The following is a 14,210-nucleotide window of genomic DNA, read 5'->3' on the forward strand; positions in this document are numbered from 1 at the left end:
AGCATGCTCAAGTATTGTCCGGGCAGTTCTTCACGAGTTCCGGATAACGGAGAAATTCCTCATTTCCAGAAGCGTCTACGAAGGTGAGGCCCTTCTGCGGATATTGATTTGCGACATACTGAATCATTTCGGCTAAAGTGTGATACTCTGCTGGAAGTGTAAGAGATTTGCCATGTTGAATCGCCTTCTTAGACATGTTGAACCTCCTTATATGGATGACGAAAGAAGTAGTGGCTTGCTGAACAGGATGTATGATGTACAGCATTCAGCAAGCCGTCACCTAGAAGAGTTGCCGTTGGTTGAATTCAGAAGCCAAGTTAGTGCACGAGGGTGTATTGACCATGGAGATATGGACGAATAAATGCTTGGATAACGTCTGCGTTGAGACCTAGCGGGCTTTCCAAGAGAATACGCAGTTGTTCTTTATCGTAGTTGACGGAAATGGATAGCTGAGCTGGAGCACTGGATTCCTGTTCACTTGATGAGTTCCGGAAAGCATCAATCTCCTCTTGTGATGCATAGCCTTGGAAATTATAGAGTACAAGAGCTTGTGGCTGCCCGCCTATGCGATAAGATGCATCCAGCAGACTCGCAAGTTCGACATATTCCCCTGATAGCTGCTTATGGTACAGCAGTGACAAGAAGTTAATCGAATGTCGTCTGCAATGCTGCATCACATCTTGTAAACTAGCTGCCGGTTGTCCTTCGTGCAACAGCACAGGGATAATATCTAGAAATTCTCCTACGCTGTTGTAGAAATCCTGATTCTGATAACTTCTTCCATAATGGACCATCGCGAGCGGAATGTCGGTTATTCCTGTATAGGAACGCAGTAAGGAACCAACCAAGTCAAACGAATACCCCCATGGGTCTGCTATGTTCGTCAATGCAATCGGGATGGACAACTCAAGCTCCGTAACCTCTCGGTTCGGAACGTGGAGCAGTACGTCCATGATGGAGCTGTTCTGCTCTTTCCATACTCGCAGCTCATGGTATTCGATGATATCCTGTTCCGTGATACCTACTGGTCCCTTGGACAGCAGTGTTACATAATCTGCGTACGGCTGAATAGGCTCGTCGTCCCTGCCTGCTATCCCCTGTTCAATTTGACGCCGCACAACTTCTGCACTCATACCATCAAAGGCAATATGGTCGAATCCCCATAGAATCTGATGGGTATCATCTGATACACGCAGACAGCACAATCTCCAAGGCAAATTGCCCGCTATATAGGGTTCTGACAAAATAACACCAGTCAAGCCGTCCACAAGACGTTGTTTTGTCGTCTCGTGATACGTCCGCAGATCGATATACGGAATGTGCTGAGCGATGAATGCAGAGAGAGCGGTACTATCATACTCACTCCAAGCAGGCTCATCCTCCCCTTTCATTACACTATGAAGCAGCTGATTGCGCTGAATAATCGTGACTAGCAAGTTGCGAAGGAACTTCTCGTCCACATCGTGAATAGGAGTTACAAATCCGCTGACTTGAGCCCCGAATGCTCCGTGTGCGAGTTGGACAGGCGACAATGGGAAACGGCCAACTCGATCCGCTGAAGCCACCATTGTGGAAATGAGAGAGCATGAGGCACGTACATGCTGCACAAGCAACTGGATCTGCTGCTCAGAAAGCTCGGCCGCTGCCCCCTGTCTCCATGGGTCGTCGTGCTTATGGAGAAGTGAGGACGAACGAGAGCCGCTCAGTCCAGGAAGTGCAGCCAACTGCTCAACTGTCGGATACATGAAGATCTCATTCACCTTCAATTGAAGCCCGGCTTGCAGCAGCGCCTGAACAAGTGCGATAGCCTTAATGGAATGCCCTCCATGCTCGAAGAAATCATCTGTAATACCGATTCGCTCCTGATCCAGCACCTCTTGCATGCAGCGCAGAATCGTCCGTTCGACCTCGGTTCTCGGAGCCGCATATGTCGACTGACCCTGCTCATTCTCGCTGATGTTTGTCAGGGCCTGACGATCGATTTTTCCATTTATATTGAGAGGCATTCGTTCAAGCTTGATCAGACGAGCAGGAATCATATAGGCTGGAAGCTGTTCACGCAGCAGTGCTTTCATCTGCTCTTGATTCCATCCCTGTCCATCCGCACGGTCTGCCTGCTCAACGGTGTAATATGCAACCATGTACATGCTGCCGGTTCGATCTGTTCTCGCTAATACAACTGCCTCCTTCACGCCGCTGACGTGCTGGATATGATTTTCGACCTCTCCAAGCTCAATCCGGAAGCCTCTGATTTTGACTTGGAAATCAAGTCGACCAATGAAGCCAATCTCCCCTGTAGGAAGCCTCCATACCAAGTCCCCAGTCCGGTACAACTTGCCCGTATTGTCGAATGGATCGTTCACGAATCGCTGTGCGGTTAGTTCATCCCGGTTTAAGTATCCTTTGCTTACGCCCGCTCCGCCGATATACAGCTCGCCAGGTACATATGGAGGCACTAATTGCCCTTGCTGATCCAAGATGTACAGCTTGGTCTGGGAGAGCGGATATCCGATTGGAACGCTGTGCACATGCTCGTCCAGATGTCCGATTGGATAGTAGGCAGCAAATACCGTCGTCTCCGTTGGCCCGTACCCATTGATCAATGTATCCGGCCCTAGGTACTCTACCGCTTTACGTGCATGCGGTATCGAAATGGCTTCCCCGCCAATCAGCAGTTTCCGGACATGCTTCAGTGCAGTTACATCCCAATCCACCAGCATATTGAACAATGCTGACGTGATGAAGAAGGCCGTGATTCGCTCCTGTTCAATGAACTTGGCCAACTGCGCAATTTCGATTGCGGAGTCCTTCGAAATGATGACTAAACATGCACCATTCAGAATCGCTCCAAAAATATCGAATACCGAGCCGTCAAATGCGTAATTGGACAATTGAAGCATCCTGTCACTGTGCAGAATCGTCACGTAATTCGCGTTCTTCACAACACGGGCTACATTGCGGTGACTAACAAGTACTCCCTTCGGTGTTCCTGTTGAACCTGAGGTGTACATGATATATGCTGTATCGTCTGCATCTCCGATAATGGAACCGATATAGGTTGTCCATGATTCTGAATCGTGAGATGCATCGTCATCTTCTGCTGCCCGACCTTCCTCACGATCCAGCAACAGTCGAGGGAGTGACTCGTCAAGGATGGATTGCAGCACTGAATCTGTGAGGATGAGAGAAGCACCGCTATCCTCCAGCATGAAGGCGATCCGAGACTGCGGATAATCTGGGTCGATCGGCACATAGGCGCAGCCCAGCTTCAAAACAGCTAGAATGCTCACAATCTGCAGCGGCCCGCGATCAAGCAATATCGCTATATGATCTCCCTGATGAACATGCATATCTGCAAGGCATGTGGCGAGCCTGTTCGCTCGGCTATTCAACTCTGCATAAGTCAGTTCTTCATCATTCCACACAATTGCAGGACGCTGCCCATGCAGCTCCACCTGTTCTTCAAACAACTGTGCAAGCGTTGGATGGTCTGCTTCCAGCGTAACTACTGGATTCAACTCGTGCAGCAGCCACTCTCTCTCCTGTGGTGTTACAAGCGTAAGCTCACTCAGCCTACGAGTTGTATCCTCAGTCAGTTGCGTAAGCATGTGCAGCAATCGCGTTCCATAAGATTCGATTCGATGTCTGGTGAACAAACTCGTATTGTATTCCAAGGAAGCCACATAGCGGTTGTTCCGTTTCTCGATTGTCCAAGTGAGGTCGAACTTCGAATCCTTGTTCATCATTGGCCTAGGAGTTAGTGTTAATCCGTCTAGTTCCAATTCCTCCGTGCCCATCGTAATGAAATTGATAATGACATCAAACAGCGGATTTCTTGCAATGTTCTTCTCGATATGAAGCCCCTCAAGCAGCATCTCGAACTGGCCATCTTGATTTTCGTAGGCCTTCAGCATCTTCTCTTTGATGTATTGCAGGTATTCGCCCACGCTCAGGCTTTCATCAATTTGTGAACGGATTGCCAATGTATTGACGAACATTCCGACGATCGGATCGAGATCGGTATGGCGTCTACCTGCAATTCCTGTACCCACAATAAGATCCTGTTGGCCCGTAATCTTCCACAGCACCAGCTTCAAAACAGCCATGAGAATCATATAAGGGGTCAAGCCTCGCTCAGAAGCCAACTGTTCCAGCCGCCCACTGAGTGCTTCGCCAAATTCGAATTCCACTTCATCGCCCGAGAAGGTAAGCACTGGCGGTCTTACGTAATCTGTCATCATATTGAGCGTCGGAATCTCGCCTGCAAATTCTTCTTTCCAATATTCAAGCTGTATACCAAATGCTTCGCTCTTGAAGAATTCATTTTGCCAAGCAGCAAAATCCTTATATTGCAGGGACAATGGCGTTAGTGGCTTGCCGGCATACAGTGCTTGCATCTCTTCTAGTAAAATCGCTATCGAATACTGATCCGATATAATATGGTGCATATCGATGAGCAGAATGTGCTTCTCTACGTGTATGCTCGTCCATCTCACGCGGAGCAGCGGCGCCTGCGCCAAATCAAACGGCCGGATGAAAGACTTGATTTCAGCTTCCACGCCTTCCTCAGTTGTAGTGTTGAATTCAACAACGGAAGGTACCTCGTCCTCAATGATTTGGACTACTTCTCCATTCACGATCTGGAACCGAGTGCGCAGCGATTCATGTCTTTGCACAATTTCATCAATGATTGACTTGCATCTTGCCTTGTCAAGCTGCCCTTCCACCACATATACGGAGGCCAAATTGTAAGGAACCGCATCGCCAACCATCTCATGTACGGCAAACATGCGCTTCTGAGCAGATGAGACTTCATAATAAGGCTTGTTCGTAACAGGCTGAATCGCCATAAATTCCTGCTCGTCAGCGCGGTTTGTCCATATCCAATCCACCATCTGGTCAAATACGGCATTATCGAATATTTCCGTCAATGACATATCCAGCTTAAATGCTTGTTGTATGTTGGCGGACAAGGAAATTGCCTTCAACGAATGACCGCCTATGACGAAGAAATCATCCTCAGCCTTTACCTCGCCGCAGCCGAGAAGCTCCTGCCATAATTCTGCTAGTTGCTCACTGATGGTATCCCGACTCCTAACACTTGATGACTGTCCAGTCTCGATCTGCTGAGCTTGCGACAGGGCTTGGGCACACGAACCTTCTTCCTTACGCTTCAGCTCAAATGCATTAAGAATCACATCATGCTCATGATGCGTCGCATCGAACACATAGGTCGGCAGCGGGATACGCTGTCTTCCGCTCTCCGGAAGCAGCATCGACCAATCGATCTCGAAGCCTTCACACCACAGCTGGGCAAGCAAGCGTTGGAATTCTATCCAGCTAGATGCTCCATACCCGCCAGTTGGCAACATATGAACCGGCGACGAATCCTGGATCTCCGTTCTATGTGAATGTTGGGATACGGCAGACGTGTAATCTGAACATTCGCAACCGATCGCAACTGAACTTACACGGACACCTTCAATTGTGCTGCTATTGTGGCTTACAGCAATGAGTGGAATTCGGGATGGATGGAGTGGATAATGCAACAGTTGTTTTCTTACCGCCTCTGACCCGGCACCATTCACTACAGCCTCCAGCGCCCCTTCTTCCAAACCTTGCAGCCATTTCCCGCTTGTTTGTACCCATTCAACCGCGTGCTCCAAGGCCAATACACCAGCAACCGTTAAGGCACATACCTCACCGATCCCTTGACCGAATAGTCCATCTGGCAGGACACCAACATCGATCAAACTCATTACTATCCCGTAACTGACAGCAAACCATTCCAATGCAGGGTTATCTTGCAGCTGATGGAACGAATCCCTCTTATCGAGTTCCGTGCATGCAATCACCCGTTCCACATGGCGGTTGAATGTTACCGCTAGCGGATGTAAATTTTGCTCCATTGATGTATACCAATCGCGGCCTAAATCGCGATAAGCTCCCGCATCTGCTGCAATATAAAAGTGAGCGGTCGGTCTGCCATCTTGAATACGCAATCCAGATTGTTGAAGGAATTGCTGCAGTTCTTTCGTCTTATATGACAAAGCACCATTTATGACGAGCGCCTTGCGGTATTCGAACGGCTTGCGTCCCGTTTGCAGTGTCCAAGCGGCATCCGATAAATTGACTGCTGGATGGCTGTGCAAGTACTCCAACACAGCCTCACTCGTATGGGTCAATGCCGATTGACTCCTAGCCGAGAACAAGAGCAAATTGACAGGTTCCGATGTCTGGATTCGGCTCATTTCAGGCGGCTGCTCCAGTACGACGTGGACATTCGTTCCTCCGATGCCGAAGGAGCTTACACCTGCCCGCAAGACTTGACTCCGATCCGTCCGATATTCAGGCTGCGTATTTACATAAAAAGGACTGTTCGCGAAATCAATTGCAGGATTCGGCTTCGTAAAATGAAGTAAAGGCGGAATCGTTCGATGGTACAGGGACAGAACGGTCTTGATGAAACCTGCCACCCCTGCCGCAGAATCGAGATGCCCGATATTCGCTTTTACAGAACCGATGGCGCAATAGCCTGTCTTTTTCGTATCCCATGCTTGCTTTAGGGCTTCGATCTCGATCGGATCTCCCAATTTCGTTCCTGTCCCGTGTGCCTCAACATAGTGGATATCCTCAGCCGATACGCCAGCCTGTCTAAGGGCAGATTGAATGACCTGGGCTTGACCGCTCACACTAGGAGCTGTGTACCCGATTTTCTCAAGACCATCATTATTCATTGCCGATCCCTTAATGACACCGTAGATATGATCGCCATCTCTAAGGGCTGCGGCTAGCGGCTTGAGGAGTACAACACCGCATCCATTACCAGATACGGTTCCCGATGAATCCTCTGCGAACGGCTTGCAGTGCCCATCTTGGGAGAAGATCATGCCTTCATGCCATAAGTAGCCTTCCTTCCGCGGATAGGAAATGGACACTCCACCGGCAATCGCCATATGCGACTCTCCGCGCTGCAGCGACTGTACCGCTTGATGAATCGCTACTAATGAAGTTGAGCAAGCTGTTTGAACATTGAAGCTAGGCCCTTTCAAATTGAGCTTGTACGACACACGGGTCGTCAGAAAATCTTTTTCATTCAATGTAATCGCTTCGAATGCACGAAGCAGATCTTGTTGATGACCCAAGAATTGAATCATCCAAGGAAGATTGGAGCCACTTCCGGCAAACAGGCCAATTAAGCCCTTATATGCAGAAGGATTGTATCCCCCATTCTCCAGCACTTCCCATACGCATTCATGAAGCAGCCGAATTTGCGGATCCATCATGTTGGCTTCCTGATAGGGATAATCGAAAAATGCGGAGTCAAAATACTCGATGCCATCAAGAAACCCTTTTGCCTTCACATATTTCGGATGAGACAGCAAGTCAGCATCCACACCAGCTTGCAGCAGTTCTTCGTCTGAGAACTCCGCAACAGACTCTACGCCAGACACGATATTATTCCAAAATGCATCAATCGAAGGCGCTCCTGGGAATCGTCCCGCCATCCCTATCACTGCGATATCTGCTGTCTCATGACTTTCAGCAGCAACTGGAGCAACAGGCATTGCATGACCAATGTCCTGTAATTCTGAAGGGATTCCGATACTCTTGACTAGTGATTCAACCGTTGGATATTGGAACAACTGCATTAACGGAATTGAACGCCCGATCAGGGAATTGATCCGATTATTGATCAGGATTAGTCCCAATGAGTTCCCGCCAACGTCAAAGAAATTATCCCGCACGCTAATGCGATCGGTTCCGAGCACATCCTTCCAAATATCCAATATCGCCTTCTCCAATCCTGTTGAAGGCAATTTCATTTGTCCCGTCATTTCCGATGACTCCTGTGGGAGCGGCAGTGCTTTCTTGTCAATCTTTCCATTTGGAAGCGTCGGCATCTCCTCCAGCTGACGAATAAAGCCAGGAATCATATAATGTGGCAGCTTCTCTCGCAACCACGGCTTGAGCCATATATGCGCTTCTCCGTCAACATCCGCTTCTTTTTTAACTGTGCAATATAATCCAAGCTGTTTGTTTCCGCGCTTATCGTCGTAAGCAGCAGCTACAGCCTGTCTAATATGTTCATGCTTCTGAACAACCTTCTCAATCTCATCAAGCTCCACCCGATATCCGCGTACTTTGATCTGCGAATCCAACCGTCCCATCAGTTCGATTTCGCCATTGGCAAGCAGTCGTCCACGATCCCCTGTGCGATAGAGGCGGCAGCCCGGAAGCTGTTCCGTTTCGAAAAATTTGCGCTTCGTTTCCTCCGGATTGTTCAAATATCCGCGTGCAAGTCCATGTCCCGCCAAGCATAATTCGCCGTATAACCCTACCGGCTGCAGCAGTCCAGAATCGCTGATGATATACGCTTGTGTGTTCGCAATCGGCTGTCCAATCGTAACCGACTTGGAAGCCGTCAATTCCTTCGCTACCGACCAGATCGTTGTTTCTGTCGGGCCGTACATATTGAATAATCTTGCTTCTGAACGGGTTTGCAAGTCTTTCAACAAGGCGTCAGGATAATTCTCCCCCCCGCTCAAAATACAGGTAAGCTGCTTCAACGCCTGTGCAAAATCTGGATTCTCAACAAACGCCTTAATTCGCGAAACCGTGCTTAACAAATGCGTGACCTTGTGCTGAACAATTTTCTCATTCGCCAGCATTGGATCCAGCTGCTCATTCTCATTGGCAATATATACAGAATGACCCGTGCACAGTGGGACAATCGACTCGAATGCGAAAATATCAAAGGACAACGTCGTTATGCAAATGACACGATCCTCTTCATACTGGAACACACCTCTCTGTTGAATATCTTGAATGAAATTGAGGATAGAGCCTTGATTGATCATGACTCCTTTCGGCTTGCCTGTTGAACCTGATGTAAAGATGACACAAGCTAAGTTGTTTTGATGAGTTCGTGATACAGGATTGCTGCAGTCATCTGTATTGTGATTTCTGATAGAGCTAATGATCTCTCTGCAATCTACCATTTCCCCTTCAAACTCAATGCCCACTTGATACTCTTGTGGACATAATAGAATATTCACATTGCTCTCTGTGAGCATGTACGTGATTCGTTCTTTCGGGAATGCTGGATCGATCGGAACATATGCTCCGCCTGCCTTCAGCACCGCCAAGAGTGACACGATTAAGTACTCATCCCGTCTAGGCATCACGCCAACCAGCGTATCAGCTGTAACACCTTGTTCAATCAAGTGGTGCGCGATCACATTGGCTTGTTCATTCACTTCGCGGTACGTAAGCTGTCGTCCATCGGCAACGATAAGCGCCGGTTTGTCTGGTTGTGTTCGTGCATGCTGTTCGAACATCTCTACAATTACTAGGTTCTCGTCATAAGGTAGCGCCGTATGATTCACATCGGTTACAATCCATAACTTTTCTTCTGGCGTCAAGAAATCGATCTGCCCCAGACTGGTATTGATATCCGTTGTGATGCGCTGCAAAATGGCCTGAAAGTGTCCGATCATTCGCTGCACAGTTTCCTTTCGGAACAATCCCGTCGCATATTCTAGGAAACCTTCTACTGTCTTCTCCTTTTTGTTTTCCTGACAGGTTAGTACCAGGTCATAAGCGGACGTCGTTGTCGGGAAAGTATATGGTGCAAACGAGATGCCATCGATTTCAAGATCATGGAACACCATATTTTGGAAGTCGAAGCAGACATCAAACAGTGGATTGCGGTTGAATTCTCGTTGCAAGTGCAGACGGTCAACGAGTTCGTCAAATTGGCAGTCTTGGTTCGAAAATGCCTTCAGTGCGTTCTCCTTCACTTCATGCAGAAACTCCGCAAACGACTTCTGGCTCAACGGACGGTTCCGCATCGCAAGCATATTCACAAACATGCCGACGGTATCTTTCGTCTCTTCCTGCGTTCTTCCCGCTACAGGCGTACCGACGATAATATCCTCTTGTCCTGAATAACGGGCTAGCAGGACATACCATGCACTCAACATCATCATATACAGCGTCGTTCCCGTTTCTTGAGCCAGTTGAATGAGCTTCGCCGCGCAATCCTCTTCAATGTGGAAATAAATCCGGTCGCCATGGAAGTCCTTGACAGACGGTCGTTCATAATCTGTCGGCAATTCCAGCACAGGCAGTTCACCGTCAAGCTGCTGGAGCCAGTATGCCCGCTGATCATGGATTTCTTGTCCAGCAGACTGCTGCTCCACTTGCCAGACTGCATAATCTTTGTACTGAAGAACCGGCTGCGTCAGCTCCCCGAAATACAACGCGTTGAAGTCCCTCGTAATAATCTCCATGGATGTGCCGTCCGCAATGCTATGGTGCATGTCGAACAACAACAGCTGCTCGTCCGAGCCTGTGCGAATGAGTTCAACTCGGAACAATGGCGCACTTCCTAAAGAGAATGGCTTAATAAACGAACGAATCAATGGCATGATATCCTCGTCATTGAAACGGTCTATTTCCCGATACGTAAATGGAATTTCTACGGAATCATGAATGATTTGAACGGCTTGATCGCCGATAATGTCAAAGGAAGTCCGCAAAGATTCGTGGCGCAACATGAGCTTTTCCAGTGTCTGTTCTACTCGGGTTCTGTCCAGCAGCCCTCTAATCTTCGTAGCAGATGGAAGGTTATAAGCAACGCTGCTTGGATCAAGCAGATGCAGTGCATACATCCGATTTTGAGCAGATGACAATGGATAATAATCTCTTTGTGCCGCAGGTGTGATTTGCACTTGCTGATAAGAGTGTGCTGAATTCTCATGCAAATGAGTGACCAATGCGCTCGGCGATGAATAGGTGAACAAATCAACAATTTCCACCTTGATGCCTGCATGCTGCTGAATCGCATGAGCCAAGCTAACCGCCTTCAAGGAGTCGCCGCCAAGCGAGAAGAAGTCTTGATCGCTTGCAATCGTGTCGAAACCGAATACTGATTTATATGCATCCAATACCGCCTGCTCTAGTTCACTCTGGTTACGAAGTGTCGCTGCCACTGTGAGACGATCCACATGATTCTGCGAATGCTGAGAATAGGGCGTTTGATGCACAGCAGCATTTGATCGTGGTAATGATGCTTGTGGAGCGCTATGTGCAATACCTATTGGGAAATGTCCTTTGTCAAACACATAGGTTGGTAGCGACACACGCTTGCGAACAGTATTGCCTCGCATGGCTTTCCAATCGAGATCGACACCTGCTCCCCATAGGAGTCCTAGCTTATGATGAATATATTCCACATCATCCAGCGCCTCTTGCGGATGGCGTATTAAGTTCACGAAATGTTGACCGGCAGCCTTGGATTCATGTTGTCTCGCAAATGTACTTAAGGTACGACCCGCCCGACTTCGATGAATACATCGTGCTCCGACTTTAAGATTTGTGTCAGGCATTTGGCGAAGTTCACTGGTCGCAAAATATGCGCTGCCCAGTAGGACGGCCGATTCATTTCGCTCGGCGACACCCATTCTCCGCTCACATTCGAGACGATCGGAATACGAGGCTCGTTGAACCGATAGGCGGAGAGTCGCTTCTCAAATTCACGAGCAGCCTCCTCCATCATCGGCGTATGGAAGGCATGGGATGTTTTCACCCGAACTGCCTTCCAGCCGAGCTTCTCGCACTTCGCTTCGAATTGTGCAATCGCTTCTTCCCGCCCGCCAACGACGCAGCTATTTGTCGTATTTTCCAGAGCAATCCACACATTCGGAATCAGTTCCGGCTCTGCCATGCTTGCTGTCGCCATAACGGCAAGCATTACTCCTGGCTCCTGCTGCTGCATCAGATGTCCGCGCAAGCGAACAATCTCCACCGCGTCCTTCAGTTCGAATACACCTGCGACCGTAGCTGCTGCAAGTTCTCCAATACTGTGTCCAATCATTCCTGCTGGCTTCATGCCAAGCTCCAGCATCGTAAGCGCCAATGAATAACTTGTGGCAAACAGTGCAAATTGACTGTTCTCCGTCTGATTGATTTGCAAACTATCACTATCGCCGTATATCATATCCTCGAACATCAGCCGTTCGTCTTCAGTCAGGCATGATAGCACATGATCCATATGCCGCTTGAATATGCGGGATACTGCACTTTGTTCTGCGGAACGGTATAAGGAGCGGCCCATTCCTTGGTACTGGCTTCCTTGTCCTGGAAACAGGAAGTATACCTGACGCTTGCCTGGCTGCACCTCATGAACAGCAGCGTCTTGCAGCTGCTTCAGCAGAAGCTGTGGATCATCGGCGTAACGGTTATTCACGACGAGTGCCTTACGGTAGGCAAATGGCTTCCTTCCTACCTGTAATGTCCATGCCGCATCGGTTACGTTAATGCCCGGTTTGTCAATCAAGTGCTGTACGATGTTCTGCGAGGTATTGGCAAGCGCCTCTTTGCTCTTGGCGGAGAACACAAGCAAATTCACCTGCTCTGGATCACCGCTTTCTATCATGCTTGGAGCTTCCTCCAATACCATATGGGCGTTCGTACCGCCAACCCCGAACGAGTTGATGCCTGCTCGGCGCTTGCTGTCTGTCCCGATGGTCATCCACTCCATTCCTTGTGCTTGCACCGTAAATGGCGTACTCGCAAAATCAATTTTGGGATTCGGTTCCGTATAGTTAACCGTTGGCGGGATATATTTGTGCTCCAAGCTAAGTGCAACCTTCGCCAAGCCGACCACTCCAGCAGCTGTATCAGTATGTCCTACATTACCTTTCACCGAGCCTAACGTACAAAATTGCTTCTTTTCAGATGCGAACGCCTTCGTCAAAGATTCCACCTCGATCGGATCGCCGAGCGCGGTGCCTGTTCCATGAGCCTCAACATAGGTTATCGTTTCTGGATCAATGCCTGCGACACGATATGCCTCCTGGATAACCTCAGCTTGTCCTTCCACACTTGGCGCCACAAAACCAATCTTCTGCCTTCCATCATTATTAATTGCGGAACCTTTAATGACAGCATAGATATGATCGCCATCCTCTATGGCCTCGTCCAATCTCTTCAGCACGACTAATCCCATACCGTTCGAGAACATGGTTCCCTTCGCCTTGGCATCAAATGGCCGGCAATGTCCATCTGGAGAAAACATCATGCCTTCCTCGTAATAATAGCCGCCCTCATTCGGCAGTTCGATCGTGATCCCACCAGCAACCGCAATATCGCATTCCCCAAGAATTAATGACTGACACGATAAGTGAGGGGTAACCAGCGTTGTCGAGCAGCCTGTAAGCGCTGAATAAACTGGTCCTTTAATATCCAGCTTATAAGCGATCCGAGTAGCCAAGAAGTGATTCGTGCTCAAGGTAAAAGCTTGATACTTATCACTAAATCCACTTTCGCCGAACAGAACCTTCCGATACCATTCAAAATCGTCAGACCCGCCAAGAAACAACCCAATCTTCGAGTTGTCAGATCCGGGATAATATCCGGCATCCTCTAACGCTTCCCATGTCCCTTGATAGAGAAGACGAAGCTGTGGCGACATCATCTGCACTTCGCCAGGTGTATATTCGAAGAAGCTTGCATCGAACTCATCAATGCCATCGATGCGTCCTTTTGCCTTTATATAATTCGGTGATTTCAGCATGCTGGGCTGAATGCCTAATTCGAGCAATTCTTCATCCTTATAGAAATGGATGCTCTCTACGCCGCCTTTTAGATTATTCCAGAAATCATAAATATTAGAAGCCCCGGGCGCGTGAATGGACATGCCGATGATCGCGATATCCGATCGAACGACTTTTCTGTCCCGTTGGAAGAATGATTTCCGATCGGTAATCGTCTCTCCCTCAGCTTGATTGAAATGATCGGCCAGCAGTCGTACAGTAGGATATTGGAACAGCATCGTGATTGGGAAATCCTGCGTCAATGTTTTTTTCAGCTTGTTGTGCATTTGTATTAAGGCTATCGAGTGTCCGCCGATTTCAAAAAAACTATCATCCACACCGACATGAGTAATTCCAAGTACCTCTTGCCACACAGAGGCAATAAGAACCTCTAAATCGGTATTTGGTGCTGTGTCGCTTGTTGAAGCTGCGTCTAAATAGTCTTTGTCCGCGATCAGCGCATTCCGATTCACCTTCCCGCTCGTATTGAGTGGAAGCTCTCTTTTATGTACAAAGAAGGAAGGGATCATGTATGCCGGCAATTCCTTGGATAAGTGCTCCTTCAATTGAGCCACAGGAATGTCATCGTCAGAGAGATAATAGGCGCAC

Annotated in this window: 3 protein-coding genes; all 3 read right to left on the minus strand. The window is 48.5% G+C overall.

Annotation, left to right across the window (positions count from 1 at the left end; all coding sequences use genetic code 11):
* Positions 1-7 precede the first annotated feature (7 nt).
* Positions 8-196: a hypothetical protein gene (locus AZ66_RS19750; RefSeq protein ID WP_044356409.1), complete on the minus strand. Its 189-nt coding sequence runs from the start codon at positions 194-196 to the stop codon at positions 8-10.
* 121 nt (positions 197-317) lie between these two features.
* On the minus strand, positions 318-11,393 hold the full coding sequence (locus tag AZ66_RS32870) for a non-ribosomal peptide synthetase (protein WP_082061660.1): 11,076 nt from the start codon (positions 11,391-11,393) through the stop codon (positions 318-320).
* Positions 11,327-14,210 (minus strand): type I polyketide synthase (locus AZ66_RS30045; RefSeq protein WP_156160030.1); only part of this gene is annotated, 2,884 nt, incomplete at its 5' end. The genes AZ66_RS32870 and AZ66_RS30045, both read right to left, overlap by 67 nt.

The organism is Paenibacillus sp. E194 (assembly GCF_000935845.1).
GTDB classification, from domain to species: domain Bacteria; phylum Bacillota; class Bacilli; order Paenibacillales; family Paenibacillaceae; genus Paenibacillus_B; species Paenibacillus_B alvei_B.